The following is a 25,541-nucleotide window of genomic DNA, read 5'->3' on the forward strand; positions in this document are numbered from 1 at the left end:
GCCGTGCACCAGGGCAGCCTCGACACGGGGTTCGCGACCGGCCCGGGTGCGGTCCGGCGGCCGCGGCGACGCGGCTGACGGGGCGGACCGACCGAGGAGACCACCATGGCCACCTTGCTCCTGCTGACCAACGACATGCACGCCTCCGCGGAGATCCTGCCCGCGCTCGAGCTGCTGCCCCACCAGGTGAAGGTGGCCCAGGCGGAGGCGACCGCGCTGCTCGACGCCCCCGCCGCGGACGTGATCCTCCTCGACGCCCGGCGCGACCTGGCCGGCGCACGGTCCCTGTGCCGCCTGATCGAGACCACGGGCAAGGAGTCCCCGCTGCTGGTGATCGCCAGCGAGGGCGGGCTGGCCGCGCTCAGCTCCGACTGGGGCTTCGACGACCTGCTCCTCGCCACGGCCGGGCCGGCCGAGGTCGACGTGCGCCTGCGCCTCGCCATGACCCCGGTGACGCCGGCCGGCGCCGACCCCCTGATCCAGACCGGCAACATCGTCATCGACGAGGCCGGCTACAGCGCCAAGCTCAACGGCGTCCAGCTCGACCTCACCTACACCGAGTTCGAGCTGCTGAAGTACCTCGCGCAGCACCCGGGCCGGGTGTTCAGCCGCCAGCAGCTGCTGAGCGACGTGTGGGGCTACGACTACTACGGCGGCACCCGCACCGTCGACGTCCACGTGCGCCGGCTGCGCGCCAAGCTCGGCCCCGAGTACGAGTCCGTCATCGGCACGGTGCGCAACGTCGGCTACCGCTTCGTCACGCCCGCCGACGAGACCGGGCGCGAGCCCAGCCGGGTCTCCTAGCCGGAGCCGAAGGCGCGGCCCTCGCGAGGAGGACTTCCTCCGAGCGTCGGCAAGGGCTGGGCCGGGTCCGGTCTGGACGACCAAGCGAGCACGTCGCGTCACGATGCCCGACCCGCGCCGAGAACACCGCGGCGTGCGAGCGCGGGAGGAAGACCGGAGCTGGAGGCCCAGTCCGGGCGCGAGGAGGAGCGATCAGTCCTCGTGCCGCGCCCGCTCGATGCGGGCGGACAGGTTCCGGACGTGCGTCGGGACCGTCCCGGGCGGGCCGTCCCGGCGCACGTGCTGCACGGCACCGAGGACCTGGGCGGCGATGAGCGGGACCAGGGCCAGCGTGGCGAAGGTCGAGACACCACCCGCGAAGCCGACGTCGTGGCTGGCCGCGACGCCGGCGAAGATGCCGAGCACGACGACGACGTACGAGGCGACGTGCAGCCACCACGACGTGCGCTCGACGCGCTCGGTGGCGATCGAGGAGAGCCAGCGGCGCCAGGCGAGGTTCCACAGCCGGACCTGCACCACGCAGAGCAGGCCCATGGCCGCCGCGCAGGCCAGCAGGACGACGATCCACGGCACGGCGGTGCTGTCGGCCGCACCCGTGTAGGCGGCGCTCAGCGCGAGCAGCCCGAGCACGAGCGCCACCGTCGAGAGCAGCGTGCCGACCGCCACGAAGAGCATGGTCCGCTGCGCGCGGGCGACCTGAGCCTCGACCTCGGAGGTCCCGCGCCTGCCTGCTCCTGCCTGTGCCACGGCGCCCAAGGATAGGGGCGCGGACCGTGGGCAGGTCCGCCGTACACGGCCGGTAGCGTCGCGGCATGGCTGCGGGTGACGACGAGCTCGACCTCACCGACGACCCGGGCCGGGAGCTGTTCGCCCAGGTCGAGGACCTGATCGCGGCGGCCGCCGCCTCCGACGGCGTGCCTGCCCTCAACGAGGCCGGCGTGCTGGCGCTGCGGCACCCGCACCGCGGCGGCACCCGGCACCTCGTGGCCGCGGTGGACGGCGACGCGGTCGGCTACGGCCAGCTCGCCTCCGACGGCACCGGGCAGGTGGTCGTGGGCCCGTCGTACCGGCGCCGCGGGGTGGGCCGGCGCCTCGTCGCCGCCCTCCTCGAGCAGGCCGCCCGGCAAGGTCTGCCGCTGCGCGTGTGGGCGCTCGGGAACACTCCCGCCGCCGCCGGCCTGGCCGCGCGGACCGGGCTGGTCGCCGAGCGCGTCCTGCTCGTGATGCGCCGTCCGCTGGCCGACCTGCCCGCGCCCGTCGTCCCCCCGGGTGTGGTCGTGACGACGTTCCGTCCGGGCGCCGACGAGGACGCCTGGCTCCACGTGAACGCGCGGGCCTTCGCCCACCACCCCGAGCAGGGTGCGATCGACCGCGAGGACCTGGCCGAGCGGACCGCCGAGCCCTGGTTCGACCCGGCGGGTTTCTTCCTCGCCCGCTCGGTCGAGGACGACGCCCCGGGCGCCCCGGTCCTCGGCTTCCACTGGACCAAGCAGCACGACGCCATCGGCGAGCCCGGCCTGGGCGAGGTGTACGTGCTCGGCGTCGACCCCGACGCGCAGGGCCGGGGGCTGGCCAAGGCGCTGCTGCTGACCGGGCTCGCGCACCTGCGCGACGCCGGCGACGAGACCGTCGAGCTCTACGTCGAGGCCGACCAGGCCGGGCCTGTCGGGCTCTACACCGCGTACGGTTTCACCGAGTCCAGCCGCGACGTGATGTACGCCGGCCCGGGTCCCGCAGGGCCCGCGAGCGATCGCTGATCACGCGCCCGGGCTGTTCACCTCGGCTGAGTAGCATCAGCCGTCCCGAGCGACGAGGAGTGTGATGGACGTGGTCGACACGGCGGTCCCCAGCCTGGAGACCGACGGGGGGACCCGGAACACCGACGGCGCGGACCTCAGCCTCCTCGACGACCTGCCCGCCCCCGACCTGCCGGGCGACCGGTTCCTCGACCGCGAGCTGTCCTGGCTCGCCTTCAACAACCGCGTCCTCGACCTGGCCCGCGACACCCTCCGGGTCCCGCTGCTCGAGCGCGCGAAGTTCCTCGCGATCTTCTCCTCCAACCTCGACGAGTTCTTCATGGTCCGCGTCGCCGGGCTCAAGCGCCGGATCGCGGCCGGCGTCGCGGTGCCCGGGGTGAGCGGGATGCTGCCGCGCGACCTGCACCTCGCGATCCTCAACCGCACCCGCGAGCTGGTGGAGGAGCAGGCGCGGATCTTCGGCGAGGAGATCCGCCCGTCGCTCGCCGCCGAGGGCATCGAGATCCTGCACTGGGACGAGCTGCGTCCCGACGAGCGCGAGCGCATGCACGTGCTCTTCGCCGAGCGGATCTTCCCGGTCCTGACGCCGCTCGCGGTCGACCCGTCGCACCCGTTCCCGTACATCTCCGGGCTGTCGATCAACCTCGCCGTGCTGGTGAAGAACCCCGAGACCGGGGTCCGGCAGTTCGCCCGGGTCAAGGTGCCGACCGTGCTGCCGCGCTTCGTCCAGCTCGACGAGGGCCGCTTCGTCCCCCTCGAGGACGTCATCGCGCGCCACCTCGACCAGCTCTTCAGCGGCATGCAGGTCGTCAGCCACCACGTCTTCCGCATCACGCGCAACGAGGACCTCGAGGTCGAGGAGGACGACGCCGAGAACCTCCTGCTCGCGCTCGAGAAGGAGCTGCTGCGCCGCAAGGTCGGTCGCCCGCCGGTCCGCCTCGAGGTCGAGGAGGACATGGACCCGCGGATGCTGGAGATCCTCGTCTCCGAGCTCGACATCACCGAGCGCGAGGTCTTCGCCCTGCCCGGGCCGCTGGACCTGCGCGGGCTGTTCTCGCTGGCCGACATCGACCGGGCCGACCTCAAGTACCCGGCGTTCCTGCCGACGACCCACCCGCACCTGGCCGAGGTGGAGACCGCGCAGCCCGCCGACATGTTCGCGGCGATCAAGCAGCGCGACGTGCTGCTGCACCACCCGTACGACTCGTTCGCGACGAGCGTGCAGCGCTTCATCGAGCAGGCTGCCGACGACCCGCAGGTCCTGGCGATCAAGCAGACGCTCTACCGCACCTCCGGCGACTCCCCGATCATCGACGCCCTCATCGAGGCGGCCGAGGCGGGCAAGCAGGTGCTCGCGCTGGTGGAGATCAAGGCGCGCTTCGACGAGCAGGCGAACATCGCGTGGGCCCGTCGCCTGGAGCGCCACGGCTGCCACGTCGTCTACGGCGTCGTGGGCCTCAAGACCCACTGCAAGCTGTCGCTCGTCGTGCGCGACGAGCCCGACGGGCTGCGCCGCTACGCCCACGTCGGCACCGGGAACTACAACCCCAAGACGGCCCGCACGTACGAGGACATGGGTCTGCTCACCGCGAACCCGATCATCACCGACGACATCGGCCGGCTCTTCAACCACCTGTCCGGCATGAGCCAGGAGACGTCGTACAAGCGGCTCCTCGTGGCGCCGCACGGCGTGCGCACCGGGCTGATCGAGCGCATCGAGACCGAGATCGCGCACCACGAGGCCGGCCGGCCCGCGTACGTGCGGATCAAGGTCAACTCCCTGGTCGACGAGGAGGTCAGCGACGCGCTCTACCGCGCCTCGCAGGCTGGCGTGCCCGTCGACCTGTGGGTGCGCGGCATCTGCACGATGCGTCCGGGGGCGCAGGGGCTGTCGGAGAACATCCGGGTGCGCAGCATCCTCGGACGGTTCCTCGAGCACAGCCGGCTGTTCTGGTTCGCCAACGGCGGGCAGCCCTCGGTCGGCATCGGCTCCTCCGACCTGATGCACCGCAACCTCGACCGCCGCGTGGAGGTCCTGGCCTCGATCAACGCCCCGGCGCACGTGGCCGAGATCGGCGAGCTCTTCGACGTGGCCTTCGACAAGGGCACCGCCTCCTGGAAGCTCCAGCCCGACGGCACCTGGGTGGCCTTCACCACCGACGACGAGGGCAAGCCGCTCCTCGACATGCAGGAGTGGCTGATCAACTCCAAGAGCCGGCGCCGGCTCATGGGCAAACAGCCACCGGCGTGACGCTCTCCGTCATGCGGCCGGGCGGGGTGCAGGTGATCCCGGCCAAGCCCGTCCTGGCCGGCGGCGCCGTCGTCACCCGGGAGCACCCGGTACGGGGCACCGAGGTCGTCGTCGTGCACCGCAAGCGCTACGACGACTGGTCGCTGCCCAAGGGCAAGGTCGAGGCGGGCGAGTCCGTGCCCGCCGCGGCGGTGCGCGAGGTCCTCGAGGAGACCGGCGTCTCCGTCCGCCTCGGCGTCCCGCTGGACACGGTCTCCTACGACCTGACCAAGCCGGCACGGCCGGACCTCTCCAAGCACGGCAAGGTGCTCAGCGGCATCAAGCGCGTCAGCTACTGGGGCGCGACGGCCACCTCCAGCGTCAAGCGCGCCCCCGACCACGAGGTCGACGTCGTCGCCTGGCTCCCGGTCCGCGCCGCGCTCGGGCGGCTCTCGTACGCCGCGGACCACTTCCTGCTCGAGCAGTACCTCGACCAGCCGGTCACCACGCCCCTCCTCATCGTCCGCCACGCGAAGGCGATGGACCGCAAGGACTGGTCCAAGAAGGACGCCGCCCGCCCCATCAACGCGCTGGGGCGGCGCCAGGCCAAGCTCCTCGTGCCGATGCTGCGGGCGTACGGCGTCGAGCGCCTGGTCTCCTCGACCGCCGTCCGCTGCCTGTCGACGTTGCAGCCGTACGCCGAGGCGAGCAAGCACAAGGTGAACACCTACCCCGGTCTCACCGAGGAGGAGGGTTCGGACGACCCGAAGGGCGTGGCCAAGATCGTCCGCAGGATCCGCACGAGCGCGATCAAGGCCGGGCGCCCGACGGCGATCTGCGTGCACCGGCCCGTGCTCCCCCACATCCTCGACGCCCTCGAGATCGCCCCGACGACCCTGGTCACCGGCGAGTTCCTCGTCGCGCACGTGACGGGGGACGGTTCCGTGCACGCCCTGGAGCGGCACCGGCCGCAGGCGTGACGCGCCTTCTGTCCTCGCTCCGCTCGGACGCGCGTGTGTTCTGCCTCCGCTTCGCTCCGGCGCGCCTCGCGCTCTGGTCCGACGGCGTCGTCGTCGATCGTGACGCCGGCCCCATGGCTCGCTGGCGCTCGCGGGCCGGCGTCACGCTCTCCTCCTCCGTCCGTCGGCGCGCGAGTCGGTGGTGGTCATCCTCACGATGAGTTCGGGTCGCTCGGGCGGTCTGGCCCTGGGAGCTGATCGACGAAGGAGAGACATGACGAACATCAGGGTGCTGGTGCAGGGGGCGAGCATCGCCGGGCCGGCGCTGGCGTACTGGCTGCGGCGGTACGGGGCCGAGGTCACGGTCGTGGAGCAGGCGCCCGGCCTGCGGCAAGGTGGCCAGGCCGTCGACGCCCGGGGGGTGGCCAGGGAGGTCGTCCGGCGGATGGGTCTCGAGGCGCAGGTGCAGGCGGCCCGCACCAGGACCGCCGGGGTGCAGCAGGTGGACGCCACCGGGAACGTCGTGCACACCGAGCGCGCCGAGGACCAGGGCGGCGACGGGTACGTCGCGGAGATCGAGATCCTGCGCGGCGACCTGGCCCGGGTGCTCCACGAGGCCACCCGCGACGACGTCGAGCACCTCTTCGGCGACCGGGTCGCCGCGCTGGCCCAGGACGCGGACGGGGTCGACGTGACGTTCGCGGGCGGCGCGCAACGGCGCTTCGACCTCGTCGTCGGCGCGGACGGGGTGCACTCCTCGCTGCGCAGGATGGCCTTCGGGCCGCACGAGTCGATCGTGCGCCACCTGGGGCTCGTGGTCGCGTGGTTCAGCCTGCCGAACGCGTTCGGGCTGGACCGGTGGCTGGTCGAGCACGCGGAGGGAGGTCGCTGCGCCGGCCTGCGGCCCGTGCAGGACACGGAGCGCGCGATCGCCACGCTGTGGTTCCCGGCGCCGGCGCAGGCCCTCGACCATCGCGACGCGGCGGGCCAGAAGGACCTGCTGCGCGCGGGCATGGCCGGCTTCGGCTGGAGGACCGACGAGATCCTCGGCCACGTCGACGACGCGGGGGACTTCTACCTCGACGAGTGCGCCCAGGTCGTGCTGGACCGGTGGTCCCGCGGCCGGGTCGGGCTGATCGGGGACGCTGCGTACAGCGCCTCACCGATGTCCGGCGCCGGCACCGGCCTGGCCCTGGTCGGCGCCTTCCTGCTGGCCGGTGAGCTGGCGGGCGCCGGCTGGGACCCGGAGGCCGGGTTCGCCGGCTACCAGCGGCGCATGCAGGACTACGTCGACGCCAACCAGGAGATCGGCCGGATGCACGTCGAGCACGTCCTCGGCCCCGGGCCGGGCGAGGCGGCCCCGGAGCCGGACATGGAAGCGCTGATGCCGCTCATCGAGCGTGCGGTCACCGGACCCGCGCTGCCCGACTACGCCTCGCCGGAGACGTCCCGGGCCCGCTGAGCCGGCACCTCGTCCTCGACCACCCGGTCGTCGTCGGTCCGGCGGACCACGAAGGCCGAGGCGTCCGGGCGCGAGGCAAGGGGTCCGACGAGCTGCTCGTCGACGAGGTGGAGCGCGCAGCCGTCGTCGACCGCGTACGTGTCGCCGAACCCGCCGTCGACCAGGCGGTGCAGCTGCGGCCGGCGGGCCGGCTCGGAACGGTAGTGGGGGCAGAAGCCGCCGCTCAGCCAGCCCAGCCCGTCGCGCAGGCCGTCGGCCCGGCCGACGCGCCAGGAGTCGGTCGTGCACCGCTGGAACCAGCAGTTCGCGCCGGCGCTCACCCCGGCCATGACCACGCCGCGCTCGTACGCGCGCCGCAGCGCGGCGTCGAGGCCGTGGGCGCGCCAGACGGCGAGCAGGTTCACGGTGCTGCCCCCGCCGACGTAGACGAGGTCCTGCTCGGCCAGGAAGGCGTCGAGGTCGGCGACCTCCCGGTTGAAGAGCCGCAGCACGGCGAACCGCGCCCGCCCGGCGAGCGCGTCCTGCATCGTCGCCACGTACGCGTCCGCGTCGCCGCTCGCGGTCGGCACGAAGCAGACGCGCGGCTCGTCGCGGCCGGTCAGCGCGAGCAGCCCGTCCTCCAGGCCACGGTCGGCCGCCACCGCCTCGCCGAAGCCACCCCCGCCGAGGGCCACCACCTGCCGCGCCGCCACGCAGGCAGCCTCCCACCTCCCGGCGACCGCCGCGCGGAGGGCCGGGTCGCGCTCGCGCGACCCCGGATGTTCACCTGTCGTTGCATAGCCGTTCGATGGACCTGGGGCCGTCCCGAGGGTGACGATGCGGGACGTGAGTCTTCTGGAGCAGGGCGGTCAGCCCACCACCATCGACGAGTACACCGAGTGGAACGCGCGCGAGCTGGCGCGCGAGTCCGTGAGCAGGCGCAGCATCCTCAAGGCGGTGATGGCCGGCGCCGGCGGGTACGCCGCGGCGCAGTTCGGCCTGGCGAGCGCCGCCTTCGCCGCGGGCGGAGGCACGGCCGGCACCACGGGGACGGTGATCTCCGGTCGGCACCTGTCCTTCGTGCAGGGCCACGGCGGCCGTCCCGACAACGCCATGGCGGTCACCGCGCAGCTGGTGAGCAAGACGGGGACGCTGCCGTCCAAGCTGCGCTGCTTCGTCGACGTCGGCACCGAGCCCGGGCACTACGGCGAGCGGTACGAGGCCGAGATCGTCCACCTCGTGGGCCAGTACGCGATCCCCGGCGGGCCGGTCGGGAGCCAGTTCTACGCGAAGGCGCGCCTCGACCACCTGCGGGCCGACAAGGTCTACCACTACCGTCTCCGCCTCTCCGACGGCGCGACGAGCGGGACGGCGTTCTTCACCACGGCGCCGAAGCCGCCGAGCGGCCGACGGAACCACGCCAGCGAGGTGCCCGAGGAGTTCACGTTCACGGCGTTCGCCGACGTCGGCACCAACAGCGCCCCGACCGACCCGCGCCACGCCTGGGCCGACGACCCCAAGGTGGTCACCGACGCCGGCGGCACGTGGCCGACGGGCGTCTTCGACAACAACTACTACAAGCCGGACGACCCGGTCGCGGGCACGAGCGGCCGCGACCCGCACCCGGCCGCGACGCAGACCAACCTGATGGCCTCGCAGCGTCCGGTCTTCACCCTCCTGGCCGGGGACATCTGCTACGCCGACCCGGGTGGCAGCGGCCTCCCGGCCGACGACTCCCACACCCCGCTGGGGACGTCGGCGCCGGGCACGAACCTCTACAACCCCTACGTCTGGGACGTCTTCCTCAACCAGATCGAACCCCAGGCGGCCTTCGCCCCCTTCATGTTCGCCACCGGCAACCACGACATGGAGCCCCTGTACGGCAACACCGTGCAGCTCGGCGACAGCCCGACGCACGGCTACGGCGGCCACCTCGACCGGCTCGACCTGCCGACCAACGGACCCAAGGGCTGCCCGTCGGTCTACGCGTTCGTGTACGGCAACGTCGCGGTGATCTCGGTCGACGCCAACGAGCTGAGCAACGAGATCCAGACCAACAAGGGCTACTCCGACGGCGCGCAGCTGGCCTGGCTGGAGCGCACCCTCAAGCACTGGCGGACCGACGCCGACCAGGCGCACGAGATCGACTTCGTCGTCGCCTTCTTCCACCACTGCGCGTACTCGACGACCAACAACCACGCCTCCGACGGCGGCCTGCGCGACGCGCTCGACCCGCTGTTCAGCCGCTACGAGGTCGACCTGGTCGTGCAGGGCCACAACCACCTGCTCGAGCGCACCGACCCGATCCGGTACGGCAAGCGCACCCGCAGCGCACCCGACGGTTCCGTGCTGCACCCGCAGGTCGACGGCGTCACCTACATCTGCGTGGGCAGCGGCGGCCGCCCGCGCTACCCGTTCCGGCCGGCCCCGAGCGCGGACGCCCCGGCCCCGCAGGGCGTGACCCCAACGGGTGCGCAGCTGCTGCCGGAGGGCCAGCGCTACCGCGGCTACTCTCCCGCCGGCGGCGCGAACACGGCAGAGAACAACACCGAGAACGTCGTGAACAGCTACTACTGGTCGGCCGACGGCACCGCCAAGAACGACTCCGGCTACCTGCAGGGGACCAAGGTGCCCGAGGTCGTCGACTGGTCGCAGGTCCGCTACGACGCGTACGCCTTCCTCGCGATCGACGTGAAGCCGGCCAAGCAGGGCCACCACACGACGTTCACGATCCGCACGCTGGCCGACGCGCTGCCCGGGACGAACGAGGCGTACAGCGAGATCGACCGGATCACGTTGCGCCGGCGGGCGGGCGAGGGACGCATCCGGCGCCTCGACGCAGGACCGGCGGCCGACCCGACGCCGTAGCGCGGGCCGGTACGCGCACCCGGCCGGCCCTCCGGGCCCTGACCTCAGACGGTCGGGGCCGGAGGGTCGGCCGGGCTCGTGCGGTGGTGGTCCTTGGGGGCCGCGTTCGGGTCGCCGCCCATCTGACCGAGGGCGGGCAGCTTGGCCGAGGCGCTGGCGCCACGCGCGGTGCTGCGCCGCCTCAGCACCGGGACCAGGATCGCCGCGGCGACCACCAGCACGACGACGACGACGATCAGGACGATGGTTCCGGTGCTCATGAGGCCTCCTCGGCCGGACCTGACGGTCCATGCCCCCAGAGTGCGCGCACCCACCTGACGGACACCCCGAGCGGGCAGCCGTTCAGTCGGTGACGACGAACGCCTGGTCGCGCACGGCGCGGGCGACCAGGCGGATGGACATGCGCTTGAAGGCGTCCTCGATGAAGGCGTCGACGCGGTCGGCGCTCACCGGGAACGAGGAGACCGGGATCTGCCCGGACTCCCAGCCCAGCCGCTCGATGTCGTCGATCGACACCAGCCCCGAGGTCTGGCGGTCGAACGCGTACACCGTCACCGCGGTGGACTCGTCGACGGCGATGTCGATGCCGAGGATCGTCCAGCGCTCGCGGTCCACGCCGGCCAGCTCGTAGAGGCTCGGCGAGCCGAGCGTCGCCACGGCGTCCTCGGCCGCGGCGGTCCCCACGTAGTCGCTCCAGCCGGCGCTCGCCGGGCCCAGCACCTGGTGCTCAGTCACGTCCGGATGCTCGCAGGGCCAGGTGAACACGCGACGAACGACAGGCGACGACCGGCGTCGGGCAGGGCGGCGGCGTCAGGCGACCAGCGCCGAGCGGGCGACGTCGCCGATGTCGGGGTTGTCGGTGAAGAAGTCGTCCATGCCCGCCCGCAGGAACGTCTCGATCTCGCCGAGCAGGTCGCCGGGTGCGTCCTCCGACCCGGCGCTGCGGTGCTGGAGCGGGAGGAAGCGGTTCTCGCGGCGGAACGTCCAGCCGGTCACGCGCAACCCGGCCGCGTGGGCGTCGTCCAGGACCGGGCCCGGCTCGAGCAGCCGCCCGTCGGCGTCGCGCGGGATCATCAGGTCCTTGTGGAGCGCCACCTGGTCGGCGTACTCCTTGATCCCGGCGAGGCCTTGCGGGGTGACGAGGTCGAGCGACGTGCGCGGGTCGCCCGTGCTGCGCAGGTCGTACGGGGCGCCCACGACGTGCAGGACCTGGATCAGCGGCAGCTCGGTGAGCCCGCGCAGCATCCGCAGGTTGCCGGTCTCGAAGCTCTGGATGACCACGGGGTCGTCGCGCCGGCTCCACCCGTGCGCGCCGAGCGCGTCGACCAGCGCCTCCTCCAGCGGCAGCCCGATCGAGCGGAAGTACGTCGGGTGCTTCGTCTCCGGAGCCACGCCGACCGGTCGGCCGTCGCGGGTGCGGGAGCGCCGGGCGAGGTCGAGGACCTCGTCGAGGGTGGCGACCGGTTGGCCGTCGAAGGCGACGTTCTGGGGCCGCAGCGCCGGCAGCGGCTCGCGGGCGGTCAGGGTGCGGATCTCGTCGAGGGTGAAGTCCTCGGTGAACCACCCGGTCAGCTCGCGCCCGTCGATCGTCTTCGTCGTGCGCCGGTCGGCGAACTCCGGGTGCTCCGAGACGTCGGTGCTGGCCGTGATCGCGCTCTCGTGGCGCACGACGAGGTGGCCGTCGCGGGTGGGGACGACGTCGGGCTCGATGACGTCGGCCCCCTGCTCGATCGCGAGCTCGTACGCCGCGATCGTGTGCTCCGGGCGGTAGCCGCTGGCGCCGCGGTGTCCGATGACGAGGTTCACGTCGCCATCCCAGCAGAACGGCCGCCGCCTCGTGGGTATTGGCGGTGGAACCCCGCGCGCCGCACGCCACCGGGAGTTCACCTGGTGTCCACCGGGCGCTTCTGCCGCCGACACCTGCGGACGGGTTCGCACCCTAGGTTTCGGGCGTGAGCGCTCCCTGCTACCTGGTCGCCACCACGCCGCACGAGGTGCTCGTCATGGCCGCGGCGCTGCGCGGCGGCCACCTCGACGCCGCCGCGTCCTGCGTCCTCGTCCTCGGCACGGGCGACGCCTCGGACGCGGCTCGGCGGACCGCGGACCAGCTCGGCCTCGCCGAGCGGGTCGTCGCGCTCGACGACCTCGTCGCCACGTCCGGGCGCCTCGAGGAGGGTCCGGTCGAGCTGGTCGTCGGCACCGCGTCGGTCGAGGCGGGCCGCGCGCTGGCGCGGCGCCTCGTCGAGCTCAGCGTCACCCTCGTCGCGGTGGGCGCCGACGCGTACGGGCCGACGCCGGACGGCGTGCGGGGACGGTTCGCCCGCCTGACCCACCGCGTGCTGCACCTGGACCTGGTGCCCGGCGTGACCCCTCTGCTGCTGGCGGAGCGCCGGGTGCCCGCCGTGGCGGTCGCGCTCCCCGACCACCGCGCCGCGGCGTCCGCGCTGCCCGCCCCCGGCCCGGTGAGCAACCCCACGACCCTGGTGATCGGCCGCACGTCCGCCTGGGCGGACGCCCTCGACGCCGAGCGCCGCACCGCCCTGCTGGTGGCGATGGTGCAGCGCTGCGCCGAGGCGGGTCACTCGCGCATCGTCCTGCTCGCCGAGCCTGGCCTGCGGCCCCGGGCGCGCCGCGAGCTGGAGAAGGCGGCGAAGCAGGTGCGGGCCGACCTGACGGTCGTGGACGACCTCGGTCCCGTCGAGGCCTGGCTGGAGACCGGCGCGGTCCGCCTGGTCGTGGGGTCCGCTGCGCCGGAGCTGCTCGTGGCCCGCGACGTCTACGGCCTGCGCGTGGCCCAGCTCGACTCCGACGTCGTGCTCAAGCGGCTGGCGCCCTTCTCCCACCCCGGCCGGACGGCCGCGGCGCTGGTCGAGGCCACGGTGCCCGACCTGCGCAGCTGGACGCGCGCGCCCGAGGGCGAGCCCCCCGCCGCCGTCGACCTGGGGGCCACGATGACCGCCGTCGCGTACGCCATGGCGCCAGGACTGCTCGCCGAGCGTCGTGCCGACGTCATCGCGCACCTGGCCCGGACGCCGGACGACGTGCGCCGTCGCTTCGTGCGGCGGCGCCGGCTCGGCGAGCTCCGGCTGCCCGGCGGGAAGCGCAAGGTGAGGGCCGCGCTCGATGCGTGAACGTTCGGCGACGACTCCGGGAACGGGCCCGAGCCGCAGCAGGCTGCACGCCCAGGTCTTTGTAGCGTCCGCGGACATGACCACGCTGCACGAGCCCGACGCCGCCCCGGTCGACGCCGCGACGCGCCCCGTCGAGCACCGGACCGGGCCGGCGCGGCTGCGCCGGGTCGACCCGGCGGTCGCCGCACCCGTCGTCGCCTCGGTCGTCGTCATGCTGGTGGTCGGCCTCTGGGGCCTCGACCGCGGGTCGATGTGGCTGGACGAGGCCGCGACGTACACGGTGGCGACGCGCCCGGTCCACCAGATCCTCGCCGTGCTGCAGAACATCGACCTCGTCCACGGCGCGTACTACCTCTTCATGCACCTCTGGCTGCTGCCCGGCGGCGGGGAGGTCTGGATGCGGGTGCCCTCGGTGCTAGGGATGGCCGTCGGCGCCGGCGCGACGGCCGCGCTCGGCGTGCGCCTGGCCGGTCCTCGGACGGGGCTCGTGGCCGGGCTGCTCTTCGCCGGATGGCCCCTGGTGTCGTACTACGGGCAGGAGGGGCGCTCCTTCGCCCTGGTCCTGGGCGCGGTCCTGCTCGCCACGTGGTGCCTGGTCCAGGCCCTCGCGTCGGGCCGGCGGCGCTGGTGGTGGGGCTGCACGGTCTGCCTCGTCACGGCGGCGACGCTGCACGAGTTCGCGGTGCTGGCGGTCGCCGCGCACGCGGTGACGCTGCTCCTGGCGCGGCCGGCCTGGCGGGTGTGGCGCGCCTGGCTGCTCTCCGCAGTGGTGTGCGGTCTCCTCGTCGCCCCGCTGGCCTGGCTCACCCAGCAGCAGGCGGGCCAGGTGAGCTACATGACCTCCCCCACCTGGAGCACGCTCACCGACCTGGCGGCGAAGTTCCTGTCGGTGAACCTGTGGCTCTCGCTGGTGCTGGTCGCCCTCGTCGCCGTCGGGACGGTGGCCGAGGTGCGGCGCCGGCCGCCCACGCCGCTCGGCCTCGCCGCCGTCGCGCTGCCGCTGCTGCTGGTGCCGGTCGGGCTCCTGCTGGCCGCGTCCCTGGTCCACCCCTTCTTCCAGGTCCGCTACGTCCTGTTCTCCGTCGCCGGGCTGCCGCTCCTCGCCGGGCGCGGGGTCGACCAGCTCGCGTCCACGGCAGCCCGCGTCACCCGCAGGACGGCCGTCGGCTGGGTCGTGGCCGTCGTGCTCGTCCTCGCCGTCTCCCTCGCGCAGCTGCCCGCGCTGCGCCACGAGCGGACCACCGGCTCCCGCTCCCAGGACTTCGCCGGCGCTGCGGCCGTCGTCGCGGCCGTGGCCCGGCCCGGCGACGGCGTGCTGTTCCTGCCCCTGAGCTACCGGCTCGGCGCCATGGCCTACCCCGACGCGTACGCGGGCGTCGACGACCTGGCCCTCAAGCGGTCAGCGGTGCAGGCCGCCAACCTGCGCGGCACGAACCGCACGCCGGACGCCATCCGCAAGGAGATGCTCACCCGCCAGCGCATCTGGGTCGTCAGCACCAAGAACCAGCGGGTGAAGGCCGGCGACGAGGTCGGGGCCGCGGAGATGGCCGTGCTGAAGGACCACTTCGCTGCCGAGCAGCTGTTCCCCGCCCCCGGAGCAGGGGTCCGCAGCCTCGAGGTGCACCTCTACGTCCGCACGGACGCGGGCTGAAGGCTCGGAAGACCGAGGGGCTCGGAAGACCGACGACCGAAGGCAGGGCTCAGAGGACGGGCGGGCGGCCCAGGACGGTCATCCGCGCCACCGTGCGCCAGCGCATCGGGCGCCGGGCCGGGCGCGCCGCCCAGGCCTGGCGGTAGCCCGCCAGCACCTGACGTGCCGCACCGCCGCGGGCGACCGCGAGCAGCGTCCAGATCGACACGTAGACGGCGGCGACGGGCAGCGGGAGCGAGCGCCAGGCCGCCCAGAAACGGTTCCGGGCGGTCAGGAGGACGTGGCCCGGGTGCCGCGACGGCGTGGTCCGCGGGTGGAACGCGGTGAGGTCGGCGGAGTACCAGAGCGACCAGCCCGCGTCGAGGAGCCGCCAGGAGAGGTCGGACTCCTCCATCGCGTAGAAGAAGCGCTGGTCGAAGCCCGCAGCGCCCGTGAACGCCTCGGCGCGCACCGCGCAGGCCGCGCCGATGAAGTGCGTGACCTCGCCCGAGCGGAGCGCGGAACGCTTCCCGACCCGGGGCACGTGCCGCCGCTGCGTGAGGCCCTCGTGGTCGACGAGGCGGATCGCCATCGCGCCGAGGCCGGCGTCGGCGTCGAACCGCTCGACCACCGTGGCGAGCACGTCGGGCCCGAGGAGCTCCGCGTCGTCGTCGAGGAACATGATCACCCGGGCGTCGGCCGCGGCGGCGCCGATGTTGCGCCCGCCGGGGATGCCCGCGTTCTCGGGCAGCACGATGAAGCGGTCGGACGGGCCGAGCCGCGGCAGCTCCAGCCGAGCGGCGTTCTCGGCGAGGGCGCCGTTGAGGACCAGGACGAGCTGCAGGTCGAGGCCCCGCTGCGTGCGCACGGACGCCAGGGCCCGCACCAGCTCGTCGGGCCGGTTCGCCTGGGTGAGCACGACGACCGCCAGGTCGTGGGGCCGGCCCGCACGGGCGACCCCCTCGGCGGGTGCCGCCTGCGTGGCCAGGCCGCCCTCGAGGAACAGCCCTGCGTCCAGCCAGGCCCCGAGGGGCCGCTCAGCGACCGCCGTCATCGCGCACCTCCGTCGTCGTGGCCAGCACTGCTGGACGTGATCCTCCGGGCGGCTGCTGAACGGTCGGTGAACCCCGGAGGTGCAGTCGCCCAACAGGGTGTGACGACGTGCGCGCAGGCCCTGGTCGGGGCGTGACCCCGCACTACGGTGCGGCGCGTGCCACCGGTCCCTGCCGTCCTGCCCGTCACCGAGACGGGCCGCCCCCGCTGGTCCGTCGTGATCCCTGTGCACGACTGCGCGGGCTACCTGGCCGAGGCGCTGCCGGAGGTGCTCGCGCAGCTCGGGGGCGACGTCGACGCCGGCCGCGCCGAGGTCGTCGTCGTCGACGACGCGTCGGCCGACGACCCGGCCGCCGTCGTCGGGCGGCTCGGCCGGGGCCGGGTGCGCTACGAGGGCCAGGCCGTGAACCGGGGCGCGATCGGCACCTTCAACCACTGCCTGGACCTCGCCTCCGGCGAGCTGGTGCACCTGCTGCACGGCGACGACCTGGTCCTGCCCGGCTTCTACGACGCCGTCGAGGACGCGCTCGACGACGACCCGGCCGCGGTCGCCGCCGTCTGCCGGGTCGAGGACGTCACGGCCGACGGACGGCCGACCGACGTGACCCGCTCCTACCGCCGCGGCACCGGCCGGTGGACCGGCGCGCTCGGGTCGCTCGCCGTGTCGAACCGGGTCCGCGCCCCGGGCGTCGTCGTCCGTCGCAGCGCGTACGAGGCGGTCGGCGGCTTCTCCACCGACCTCCCCCACGCGGCGGACTGGGAGATGTGGGCCCGGCTCGCCGCCCACGGGCCCGTGGTCTTCGTCGACGAGGTCCTCGCCCGCTACCGCCGCCACGACGCGTCGGACACCTCGACGCGGGTGCAGAGCGGGGAGAACGTGCGCGAGCGCGTCACCGCCCTCACCCCGGTGCTCGCCCACGTGGCGCCGGAGCGACGCGGCGCGCTGCGGCGACGGGCGCTGGCGTACGCGGCGGTGTTCGCCGGCAGGACCGCGCTGCAGCTCGCGCGACGGGGGCGCTGGGCCGGTGCGGCGCGCCAGGCGCGCGAGTCTGTCCGCTGCCTCGCGCTCCTCGTCCGGCCTGCTCCGACGCCCGATGGTGAACCTTCGCCGACGCCCCGGTGACGCCTCGACGACGGCTGGTCGACGGTCGTCGGACAACCCGTCCGGAGCCGTGTCTTCGGAGCCGGGAGGGCCCGTACGCCTCACTACGGTGACGGCCGTGACGCGACGGGAGACGACTCGATGAGGTTCGGCATCGCCGGCGCCGGCTTCTCCGGGGCGGTGATCGCGCGACAGCTGGCCGAGGCCGGGCACGACGCGATCGTCTTCGAGACCCGCGACCACGTGGCCGGGAACTGCCACACCGAGCGCGACGCCGAGACCGGCGTCATGGTCCACCGCTACGGCCCGCACATCTTCCACACCGCCGACGAGCGCGTCTGGTCCTACGTCAACCGGTTCGGCGTGATGGTCCCGTACGACCACCGCGTCCGGACGACCGTGGGCGGCCGGGTCTACTCCCTGCCGGTCAACCTGATGACGATCAACCAGCTCTTCGGCACCGCGCTCGGCCCCGACGACGCGAGGACCTTCATCGCCGCCCAGGCCGACTCCTCCATCGGCGAGCCGCGCAACTTCGAGGAGCAGGCGCTCAAGTTCATGGGCCGCGACCTGTACGAGGCCTTCTTCCTCGGCTACACCCGCAAGCAGTGGGGCCTGGCGCCGACCGAGATCCCGGCGTCGGTGCTCAAGCGCCTGCCGCTGCGCTTCAGCTACGAGGACTCCTACTTCAACCACCCGCACCAGGCGATCCCCCGCGACGGCTACACCGCGGTGGTCGAGGCGGTCCTCGACCACCCGCGCATCGAGGTGCGGCTGTCCACGCCCTACACCGAGGCCGACCGCGGCGACGTCGACCACTCGGTCTGGTCGGGCCCCCTGGACGCGTGGTTCGGCTTCGCGCACGGGCGCCTCGGCTACCGGACGCTCGACTTCGAGGAGATCCGCGCCGACGGCGACCACCTGGGCTGCGCGGTGATGAACTACGGCGACCTCGAGGTCCCGCACACCCGCATCGCCGAGCACAAGCACTTCGCCCCGTGGGAGCACCACGCGCAGACGGTCTGCTTCCGCGAGACGAGCCGGCTCGCCGAGGAGGGCGACACGCCCTACTACCCGATCCGCCTGGCCGAGGACAAGAGCCTGCTGCGCAGCTACGTCGACGCCGCGCGCGCCGAGCGGGGCGTGACCTTCGTCGGCCGGCTCGGCACCTACCGCTACCTGGACATGGACGTCACCATCGGCGAGGCCCTGGCCGCGGCGGACGGGATCCTCGCCGCCGTCGAGGCCGGCCGAGCGGTGCCGTCGCTGTTCGTGGACGCATGAACGAGGAGGGTTCCGTGACGCCCGAGCCCACGCCGTCGCCGGAGAGCACGTCGACCGCCCCCGGCAGGCTGTTCACCGTCGGCATCCCGGTCTACAACGGCCGCGGCCTGCTGCGGGCCTGCCTCGCCTCCGTGGTGCGCGCGGACTTCCCGCACGAGCGCTACGAGGTCGTCCTCGCCGACGACGGGAGCACCGAGCCCGAGACGCTCGCGATCCTGCGCGAGCTCGAGGCCGCGCACGCCGACGAGCCGGGCTTCGTCCGGGTGCTCCGGCTGCCCGAGAACTCCGGCGGCGCCGCGCGGCCGCGCAACCTGATTCTCGACGAAGCCGTCGGGGAGTACGTGTTCTTCGTCGACGCCGACGACACCGTCGGCAGCGAGTCGCTGCGGCGCATCGCCGACGCGCTCGCCGAGACCCCCGACGAGCCGCCGGTCGACTGGATCGCCCTGCACCAGGCCCTGGTGAACGGCCGGCAGGGCGCCGCCCGGGTCAAGCAGGCCCGTCTCGACGTCCCCCGCATGAAGGCCTTCTCCACGCTCACCGTGCACAAGGTGTTCCGGCGCGCCGAGATCGAGCGCCAGCGGCTGCGGTTCGACGACCGGCTGCCGTCCGGGCAGGACGTGACCTTCGCCTTCTCCTACATCCTGGGCGCCAGCCGCTTCCTGATGCTCGGCGGCTACGACTACTACTACCTGACGCGCCACGCCGGGAACCCGGAGGAGCCGCCGCACCTGTCGCGCACCGCGAACACGGCCAAGCGGCTCATCGACAAGAACCACCGCATCCTCACCTCGATGCTGGCCGACCTCAACCGCAGCGAGCTGCCGATGGCCGAACGCCTGGACGTCCTCGGCAACGTCGCCCTGCCGCGGGTCCTGGTGCAGCAGCGCTACCTCACCTCGATCGTCAGCGAGGGGCCCCGGGCCGGCGCCCGCGAGCTGCTGCGGCTCTCGGCCCTGCTCGACGACCCGCTCGCCGTACGGCTCGACCCGGCGCGGCTGCAGAAGGCCTTCACCGCCGAGCAGCTCGCGGTCGTCCGCGCGGCGGACTGGCCGGCGCTGGCCGAGCTGCTGGCCGAGCCCGGCGACACCGCGAAGGCGCCCCCGAGCCGTACGGAGCGCTGGGTGCGGCTCGGGCGGCGTGTCTCCGACGCCGCCACGGGACGCGGGCGGCACCGCCGCGTGCTCCACGAGCTGACCGGCCTGCGCACGGCCGTGCGCGACCTGCAGAAGGCGCAGGCCCGCCTCGAGGCCGAGGTGCGCGAGGCCCTGGGTCGCGGCCCGACCGGCTGACCGGCCCGGGGCGCCGCCCCGGTCAGGAGGGCCGAGAGCCCTCGCCCAGCTGCGCCTCGAGCTCGGCCAGCCGCCCGTCGATGCCGGTCAGGTGGTCCTCCAGCCCGTCGAGGCGCTGCTGGATGACGACCAGGCCGAACATGAGGTCCTGCCGGGTCGGCTCGTGGTGCCGGACCCGGGAGGCCAGCGTGGCGACGCGGTGCAGCCGCCGCCCGCGCAGGACGTTGCGGACGTAGCGCCCCGTGAGGACGGCGGTGTGGGTGACGCCCGAGTGCTTGAGGTGGAACGTGGCCGTCACCAGTGGGTTGTCGGAGGCGGGCCGGTTCGACAGCCGGCGCACGAAGCTGCCGAACTCGCGCTTCGCGACCGCCGCGCTCATCCGCTGCGTCGTCGCGCCCTTGTTGCCCTCGCGCAGGGCGGCGGCGAGCGTCGTCGGCGGGTACTGCCCGACGATCGGCACCAGCGTGTCGAAGAGGCGGCGCTGCAGCGCCGGCGGCGTGCGCTTGGAGATCCACTCCATCTGCGAGACCACCCAGCCCAGCAGCGTGGTGTCGTAGACGTCGAGCAGTCCGCGGGCCTCGAGCCAGGCGTGGATCGTGTCGTGGTGGGCGAAGATCTGGAACAGCCGCTCGTCGGCGGCGGCCATGGTCTGGCCGCTGCGGCCGACCCGGTGGTAGCAGAGCACCTCGGGCACCACGGCGACGGAACGCGCGGCCAGCAGCGTGAACCAGTGGAACGGGTTGTCCTCGTAGAAGCCCTCGCTCACCGGGAAGCGGATCCGCTGCTCCTCCAGGACGCTGCGCCGGTAGAGCTTGCGCCACGGCACCGCGATGAAGCGCAGGAAGCGCTTGCGCGTCTCGACGTCCAGCACGTACGCCGGCTGCGTCAGCGCGCCCCAGCGGTGCGCGTCGGCAGGGTCGTGGCGCTCGCCGGTGCCGTCGACCACCTCGGCGTACTCGCACATCGCCAGGTCGGCGTCGTGGGCGACGGCCGCGCCGACCAGGCGCTCGAACATCGTCGGTTCGACGAAGTCGTCGCCGTCGACGAAGCCCAGCCAGCGCCCGGTGGCGCGGTCGAGCCCGGCGTTCGCGGCCGTCGCCACCCCGCCCGGGCTGTTCGTCGGCAGCAGCACCGGGACGAAGCGCGGGTCGCGCGCGCAGAACGCGGTGATCACGGCCGGCGTCGAGTCGCTCGAGCCGTCGTCGACGACCAGCACCTCGAGGTCGGTGAGGGTCTGCGCGGCGACGCTCTCCAGGCACTGCTCGACGTAGGCCTCGATGTTGTACGTCGTCACGACGATGCTCAGCTCGGGCACGGGGCGCCCCTTCCGCTCGTGGTCCGCGACGCTCACGCGAGCGCCCGCCGGACCAGGCGGGTCGCGAGCTCGGTGTCGTGCCGCAGCCGGATCCGGGTCAGGTCGCCCAGGTCGATGCGCAGCAGGTGCTCCTGCAGGCGCAACGAGAACTCGTCGGCCACGTCCGGGGTCACGCGGCTGGTCGCCCAGCCGCCGACCCGCAGCACGAAGTCCCAGTAGTGGTGGGCGTAGCGGGCCCGCTTCTCGGGACGCCGCTCCAACGCGGTGTAGGTCTCGTCGAGGGCGTCGAACAGGCTCAGCCGCGCCCGGCTCTCGCGGTTGGTGAGGTTGCGGGCGCCGACGTTGACGATGTGGGTGCACAGCGGCTGGTCGAGCAGCAGCACCGTCTCCGCGTCGAGCAGGGTCAGCCAGTGCCCGAGGATGTCGTTGTGCACGACGGTGCCGCTGAACCGCAGCCCCGTACGCCGGTAGTGGTCGGTGCGGACCACCTTGTTCCAGGGGTAGTTCGAGCACCCGAGCAGCGAGGGCACCTCGCCCAGCCGGGTGAGGCGGCGCGGACCGGTCGCGTAGCGGGTCCACACGGCGGCGTCGAAGGAGTTCATGCCCTCCGCGCCGCCTCCCCCGCGCCGGTAGCGGTACGGCAGCACCGCCACGTCGGCCCCGGTGTCCTCCAGCCCGCGGACCGCCGCCACCAGGCTGTCGGGGTGGAGCTCGTCGTCGGCGTCGAAGAAGAGCGCGTAGCGGCCGGTGGCGCGCTCGAAGCCGCGGTTGCGGGCGACGCCCGCGCCGGCGTTGGTGCTGAACCGTTCGACGACGACCTCGGCACGGCCCAGCGCCTCGACCTGCGCGACGGAGTCGTCGGTCGACGCGTCGTCGACGACGACCACCTCGACGTCCAGGGCGTCGATGGTCAGGGCCGAGCGCACCAGGCCGCCGACCGTGCCGCCGGCGTTGTGCACGGGGATGATCACGGACACGTCGGGACGCACCGTCATGCTGGTCCTCCGGGCTTGCGAGTGGCTGCCCACCCTCGGAAATCGCGTGCAGCCTAGACGACCCGGACGTCCTCGCCGCCCTGTTGATCACGGCCTGTCGTCCTTGATCATGAGGCTCCACGGAGGCCGCCCGAGCCGTTCACCTCGCGTTCACCTGACGGGGGCCAACCGGACAACTGGCGTGCGTAGTTTCACCGTCAACCGGCGAGGTGCCGGTCGGCGTCGGGGGGCGCGAGAGCGCTCCCGCGGCAGCCCTCCACTGTTGTGTGAAGGACTCGAATGATCAGCTCCCGCCGCGTGCGGAACACCACGTTCGCCGCCCTCGCCGCGATGGCCTCCCTGAGCCTCGTGGCCTGCGGCTCCGACCCGGGTGGCACCACCGCAGCCCCGGGTTCGTCGGGCTCCGGCTCGACCAGCGCCAACGCCTCCGGCCTCACCTGCCCCTCGGGCAAGCTGAACGCCGAGGGTTCGACGGCCCAGGCCAACGCCATCACCGAGGTCATCGCCGACTACCAGTCGGCCTGCAACAACGCCTCCACCATCGAGTACAACCCGACCGGCTCCGGCGCGGGCATCAAGTCGTTCTACAACAACCTGGTCGACCTGGCCGGCTCGGACTCCGCGCTGAAGACCGTCGCGGTCGACGGCGTCGTCGAGGCGGACAAGGCCAAGGAGCGGTGCGGCGGCAACCCGGCCTGGAACATCCCGATGGTCGTCGGCCCGATCGCCTTCGCCTACAACGTCGACGGCGTCGACAAGCTCGTGCTGAACGCCGAGGTGCTGGCCAAGATCTTCAACGGCACCATCAAGACCTGGAACGACCCGGCCATCGCCAAGCTCAACTCCGGCGTCACCCTGCCGGGCGACCCGATCACCGTGTTCTTCCGCTCCGACGAGTCGGGCACCACGGAGAACGCCACCAAGTTCCTCGCCGCGGCCGGCAACGGCGCGTGGACCAAGGAGCCCGCCAAGGCGTGGAGCGGCACGGGCGAGGGCAAGAACAAGTCCTCCGGCGTGGCCGAGGCCGTCAGCAGCACCAAGAACTCCATCTCCTACATGGAGTGGAGCTACGCCCGCGACAACAAGCTCGCGATCGCCCAGCTCGACAGCGGCAGCGGCGCGACCGAGCTGACGGGTGACTCCGTCGGCAAAGCCGTCTCCGAGGCTACCGTCGCGGGCACCGGCAACGACCTGGCGCTCAAGCTCAACTACCAGCCCAAGGACGCCGGCGCCTACCCGGCGCTGCTGACGACGTACGAGATCGTCTGCAGCAAGGGCCTCGACGCCGACAAGACCGCCCTGGTCAAGGACTTCCTGACCTTCTTCTCCTCGCCCGAGGAGCAGCAGTCCCTGCAGGACCTCGGCTACGCACCGCTGCCGACCGACCTGCAGACCAAGGTCAAGACCGCGGTCGCCGCGATCTCCTGAACCCCCGTCGCCGGTGCCGCCCGGCCGCGCCCTTCCGGGCGTGCGCCGGACGGCACCGGCGTCCTAGCGTGAGGCCCGTGCACTGCGTGAAGCGAAGGAGGAGGGCGGAGGCGTGACCGACACGACCCGCAAGCCCGGCCAGGACGGCAGCACCGGCATCTCGACGGTCGCCGACCCCCTGGGGCATGCCGACGTCGACGCGGACCGCCGCGACCAGACGTTCGACGAGACCCCCCGAGAGCTCCTCGAGGCCGGGCCCGCCGCGGCCGACCCGAGCATCTCGCCCGTGCACGACGAGGTGGCCCGGCACAGCCCGGTCCCCGTCGTCGAGCACCACGCGCGTCCCAGCCGGAGCGCCGACCCCGACCACGCGGTCGCCTCGACCGGTTCCGGCGTCAAGCTCGCGTCGATCAGCCGCACCGGAGACCTGCTCTTCGGCGGGCTGACCAAGGGCACCGCGATCGTCCTGGTGCTGCTGGTGGCCTTCGTGGGCATCTTCCTGCTCGTGCTCGCCCTGCCGAGCATCCTGGCCGACCAGGACAACTTCCTGACCAGCCGGAACTGGCAGGTGTCGGGCGGCGACCTGCGCTTCGGCATCCTCGGGCTGCTGTGGACCACGGTGCTCTCCTCCGTGGTCGCGCTCGTCATCGCCGTGCCCGTCGCGGTCGGGGTCGCGCTGAGCCTGACCCAGTACCTGCCCAAGCGGGTCGCGGGCCCGGTGGGCTTCCTCGTCGAGCTGCTCGCCGCGGTGCCCTCGATCATCTTCGGCCTGTGGGGCCTGATCGTCTTCGGGCCCTTCCTGGGTCCGATCGGCACCTGGATCGGCGACGTCCTGGGCTTCATCCCGCTCTTCGCCCTGGTCTCGGACCCGAAGAGCACGGTCTTCGTCGCCGGCATCGTCCTGGCGATCATGATCCTTCCGATCATCACGTCGATCTCGAAGAACGTGTTCGAGCAGACCCCCCGCGACCAGATCGAGGCCGCGCTCGCGCTCGGCGCCACGCGGTGGGAGGTCATCCGGACCTCGGTGCTGCCCTACGGCCGCTCCGGCGTCATCAGCGCCTCGATGCTCGGCCTGGGCCGCGCGCTCGGCGAGACCATCGCCGTGCTGATCATCCTCAGCCAGCCTGCGCCCGGCAGCCCGTTCACGCCGTCGATCTTCGCCGGCGGCGAGACCTTCGCCAGCAAGATCGCCAACAACGCGTCCGAGTTCGACACGCCGTCCAAGACCGGCGCCTACATCGCGGCCGGCCTGGTGCTCTTCGTGGTCACCTTCGTGGTGAACGCGGCAGCCCGGGTCGTCGCCGACCGAGGGGTGAAGTGATGGCCACCGCCACCGCGCCGAACGACCTCCAGGGCGGCGACGCCCCGCTGTCCTTCCGCAAGCCCAGCGGCTCGCGCACCGTCAAGAACGCGCTGGCCACGGTCTACGTGACCGTGGCGACGGTCCTGGCCCTCATCCCCCTGGTCTGGGTGCTGTGGACCGTCGTCAGCAAGGGCATCGGGCTCGTGCTCACCTCGACCTGGTGGCTGCAGAGCCAGCGCGGGATCACCCCGCGGCGCGAGGGCGGCGGCGCCTACCACGCCATCGTGGGCACGCTCGAGATCGGGCTCGTCTGCGCCCTGATCGCGGTGCCCCTCGGCGTCCTCGGCGCCATCTTCCTCGTCGAGTACGCCCGCGGGACCAAGGCGTCGAGGGTCGTCAGCTTCACCGTCGACATCCTCAGCGGCATCCCGTCGATCGTCGCGGCGCTGTTCGTCTACGCGCTCGTCATCACGATCCTCGGCTTCGGCCGCTCCGCGATCGCGGTGTCGCTCGCGCTGGTGCTGCTGATGCTGCCCGTCGTGCTGCGCTCCACGGAGGAGATGCTCAAGCTGGTGCCGGACTCGCTGCGCGAGGCCTCGTACGCGCTCGGCGTGCCGAAGTGGAAGACGATCCTCTTCGTCGTCATCCCCACCGCGTTCGGCGGCATCTCCACCGGCGTCATGCTCGGCCTGGCCCGCGTCATGGGCGAGACCGCTCCCCTGCTGATCCTCGTGTCGTACGCGGTGGGCATCAACTTCAGCCCGACCAGCTCGACCATGGCCTCGTTGCCCACCATGATCAACTCGAGCCGCGACGTGGCCCCCGGGCTGCCCGGCTACGACCGCACGTGGGCCGCGGCGCTCACCCTGATCATCATCGTCATGCTGCTCAACCTCGTCGCGCGGGGCATCGCCCGCGCGACGAAGCTCAAGGAGAAGTGAGAACC

The 25,541-nt window shown here is 73.1% G+C and carries 22 protein-coding genes; 14 read left to right on the forward strand and 8 right to left on the reverse strand.

The genetic code is table 11. The annotated features are described in order from the left end of the window. Nucleotides 1-105: 105 nt before the first annotated feature. Nucleotides 106-804 carry a response regulator transcription factor gene (locus tag BMY04_RS00315; protein WP_091177166.1) on the forward strand — a complete coding sequence of 233 codons (699 nt, stop codon included), beginning with the start codon at nt 106-108 and terminating at the stop codon, nt 802-804. 192 nt (nt 805-996) lie between these two features. Here BMY04_RS00315 and BMY04_RS00320 read toward each other — a convergent pair whose 3' ends face one another. Continuing rightward, nucleotides 997-1,551, reverse strand: a complete 555-nt coding sequence (locus BMY04_RS00320; protein ID WP_139209689.1) for a hypothetical protein — start codon at nt 1,549-1,551, stop codon at nt 997-999. 65 nt (nt 1,552-1,616) lie between these two features. Here BMY04_RS00320 and mshD point away from each other — a divergent pair, with 65 nt between their 5' ends. The 4 genes from mshD to BMY04_RS00340 all read left to right on the forward strand — a co-directional run bounded on the left by mshD (nt 1,617) and on the right by BMY04_RS00340 (nt 7,212). Then, nucleotides 1,617-2,561 (forward strand): mycothiol synthase, encoded by a 945-nt coding sequence (gene mshD, locus BMY04_RS00325; RefSeq protein WP_091177168.1) that lies wholly within the window; start codon nt 1,617-1,619, stop codon nt 2,559-2,561. A gap of 64 nt (nt 2,562-2,625) precedes the next feature. Beyond that, entirely contained in the window at nt 2,626-4,812 is a 2,187-nt protein-coding gene (locus tag BMY04_RS00330) for an RNA degradosome polyphosphate kinase (protein ID WP_091177169.1), read from the forward strand. Next, nucleotides 4,809-5,771 carry an NUDIX hydrolase gene (locus tag BMY04_RS00335; protein ID WP_091177170.1) on the forward strand — a complete coding sequence of 321 codons (963 nt, stop codon included), beginning with the start codon at nt 4,809-4,811 and terminating at the stop codon, nt 5,769-5,771. Before BMY04_RS00330 ends, BMY04_RS00335 begins: the two co-directional genes overlap by 4 nt. A 253-nt stretch (nt 5,772-6,024) precedes the next feature. Next, nucleotides 6,025-7,212, forward strand: coding sequence for an FAD-dependent monooxygenase (locus BMY04_RS00340; RefSeq protein WP_091177171.1), 1,188 nt, complete (start codon nt 6,025-6,027; stop codon nt 7,210-7,212). Here the strand turns inward: BMY04_RS00340 and BMY04_RS00345 are convergent. Then, nucleotides 7,179-7,904 (reverse strand): Type 1 glutamine amidotransferase-like domain-containing protein, encoded by a 726-nt coding sequence (locus BMY04_RS00345; RefSeq protein ID WP_091177172.1) that lies wholly within the window; start codon nt 7,902-7,904, stop codon nt 7,179-7,181. The two genes, BMY04_RS00340 and BMY04_RS00345, sit on opposite strands and share 34 nt — an antisense overlap. Nucleotides 7,905-8,037: 133 nt before the next feature. Here BMY04_RS00345 and BMY04_RS00350 point away from each other — a divergent pair, with 133 nt between their 5' ends. Next, entirely contained in the window at nt 8,038-10,059 is a 2,022-nt protein-coding gene (locus BMY04_RS00350; RefSeq protein WP_198409862.1) for a purple acid phosphatase family protein, read from the forward strand. A gap of 44 nt (nt 10,060-10,103) precedes the next feature. Here BMY04_RS00350 and BMY04_RS00355 read toward each other — a convergent pair whose 3' ends face one another. From BMY04_RS00355 to BMY04_RS00365, 3 genes are all read right to left on the reverse strand, one after another. Continuing rightward, the gene (locus BMY04_RS00355; RefSeq protein ID WP_091177173.1) at nt 10,104-10,319 is read right to left on the reverse strand and encodes a hypothetical protein; all 216 of its coding nucleotides are present in this window, start codon (nt 10,317-10,319) and stop codon (nt 10,104-10,106) included. An 82-nt stretch (nt 10,320-10,401) separates the two neighbouring features. Further along, entirely contained in the window at nt 10,402-10,794 is a 393-nt protein-coding gene (locus BMY04_RS00360) for a hypothetical protein (RefSeq protein ID WP_139209690.1), read from the reverse strand. Between the two features lie 75 nt (nt 10,795-10,869). Then, nucleotides 10,870-11,865 carry a glycerophosphodiester phosphodiesterase gene (locus BMY04_RS00365; protein WP_198409863.1) on the reverse strand — a complete coding sequence of 332 codons (996 nt, stop codon included), beginning with the start codon at nt 11,863-11,865 and terminating at the stop codon, nt 10,870-10,872. 146 nt (nt 11,866-12,011) lie between these two features. On the opposite strand from BMY04_RS00365, the gene BMY04_RS00370 reads away from it, so the two are divergent. Together BMY04_RS00370 and BMY04_RS00375 are read left to right on the forward strand one after the other, a co-directional pair. Continuing rightward, nucleotides 12,012-13,190: a polysialyltransferase family glycosyltransferase gene (locus BMY04_RS00370; protein ID WP_091177176.1), complete on the forward strand. Its 1,179-nt coding sequence runs from the start codon at nt 12,012-12,014 to the stop codon at nt 13,188-13,190. Between the two features lie 76 nt (nt 13,191-13,266). Beyond that, nucleotides 13,267-14,841 carry a glycosyltransferase family 39 protein gene (locus BMY04_RS00375; RefSeq protein WP_139209691.1) on the forward strand — a complete coding sequence of 525 codons (1,575 nt, stop codon included), beginning with the start codon at nt 13,267-13,269 and terminating at the stop codon, nt 14,839-14,841. A gap of 49 nt (nt 14,842-14,890) precedes the next feature. Here the strand turns inward: BMY04_RS00375 and BMY04_RS00380 are convergent, their stop codons facing one another. After that, a complete protein-coding gene (locus tag BMY04_RS00380; protein WP_091177178.1) occupies nt 14,891-15,874 on the reverse strand; it encodes a glycosyltransferase family 2 protein in 984 nt (327 codons plus the stop codon). Between the two features lie 156 nt (nt 15,875-16,030). On the opposite strand from BMY04_RS00380, the gene BMY04_RS00385 reads away from it, so the two are divergent. The 3 genes from BMY04_RS00385 to BMY04_RS00395 all read left to right on the forward strand — a co-directional run bounded on the left by BMY04_RS00385 (nt 16,031) and on the right by BMY04_RS00395 (nt 19,551). Beyond that, the gene (locus BMY04_RS00385; RefSeq protein ID WP_170853923.1) at nt 16,031-16,996 is read left to right on the forward strand and encodes a glycosyltransferase; all 966 of its coding nucleotides are present in this window, start codon (nt 16,031-16,033) and stop codon (nt 16,994-16,996) included. Between the two features lie 120 nt (nt 16,997-17,116). Beyond that, the gene (locus BMY04_RS00390) at nt 17,117-18,259 is read left to right on the forward strand and encodes a UDP-galactopyranose/dTDP-fucopyranose mutase family protein (RefSeq protein WP_091177180.1); all 1,143 of its coding nucleotides are present in this window, start codon (nt 17,117-17,119) and stop codon (nt 18,257-18,259) included. Between the two features lie 14 nt (nt 18,260-18,273). After that, nucleotides 18,274-19,551 carry a glycosyltransferase family 2 protein gene (locus tag BMY04_RS00395; RefSeq protein ID WP_170853924.1) on the forward strand — a complete coding sequence of 426 codons (1,278 nt, stop codon included), beginning with the start codon at nt 18,274-18,276 and terminating at the stop codon, nt 19,549-19,551. A gap of 22 nt (nt 19,552-19,573) precedes the next feature. Here BMY04_RS00395 and BMY04_RS00400 read toward each other — a convergent pair whose 3' ends face one another. Both BMY04_RS00400 and BMY04_RS00405 read right to left on the reverse strand, forming a co-directional pair. Continuing rightward, entirely contained in the window at nt 19,574-20,866 is a 1,293-nt protein-coding gene (locus BMY04_RS00400; protein WP_170853925.1) for a glycosyltransferase family 2 protein, read from the reverse strand. Between the two features lie 32 nt (nt 20,867-20,898). Next, nucleotides 20,899-21,861: a glycosyltransferase gene (locus BMY04_RS00405; protein ID WP_091177183.1), complete on the reverse strand. Its 963-nt coding sequence runs from the start codon at nt 21,859-21,861 to the stop codon at nt 20,899-20,901. Nucleotides 21,862-22,140: 279 nt separating this feature from the next. On the opposite strand from BMY04_RS00405, the gene pstS reads away from it, so the two are divergent. From pstS to pstA, 3 genes are all read left to right on the forward strand, one after another. Next, nucleotides 22,141-23,289, forward strand: a complete 1,149-nt coding sequence (gene pstS / locus BMY04_RS00410) for a phosphate ABC transporter substrate-binding protein PstS (RefSeq protein ID WP_091177184.1) — start codon at nt 22,141-22,143, stop codon at nt 23,287-23,289. Nucleotides 23,290-23,698: 409 nt separating this feature from the next. Continuing rightward, a complete protein-coding gene (gene pstC, locus BMY04_RS00415; RefSeq protein ID WP_170853981.1) occupies nt 23,699-24,613 on the forward strand; it encodes a phosphate ABC transporter permease subunit PstC in 915 nt (304 codons plus the stop codon). Further along, nucleotides 24,613-25,536, forward strand: a complete 924-nt coding sequence (gene pstA / locus BMY04_RS00420; protein ID WP_091177824.1) for a phosphate ABC transporter permease PstA — start codon at nt 24,613-24,615, stop codon at nt 25,534-25,536. The genes pstC and pstA overlap by 1 nt, the downstream gene beginning before the upstream one ends. Nucleotides 25,537-25,541: the final 5 nt, after the last annotated feature.

It is taken from the genome of Microlunatus flavus (assembly GCF_900110855.1).
Taxonomy (GTDB): Bacteria; Actinomycetota; Actinomycetes; order Propionibacteriales; family Propionibacteriaceae; genus Microlunatus; species Microlunatus flavus.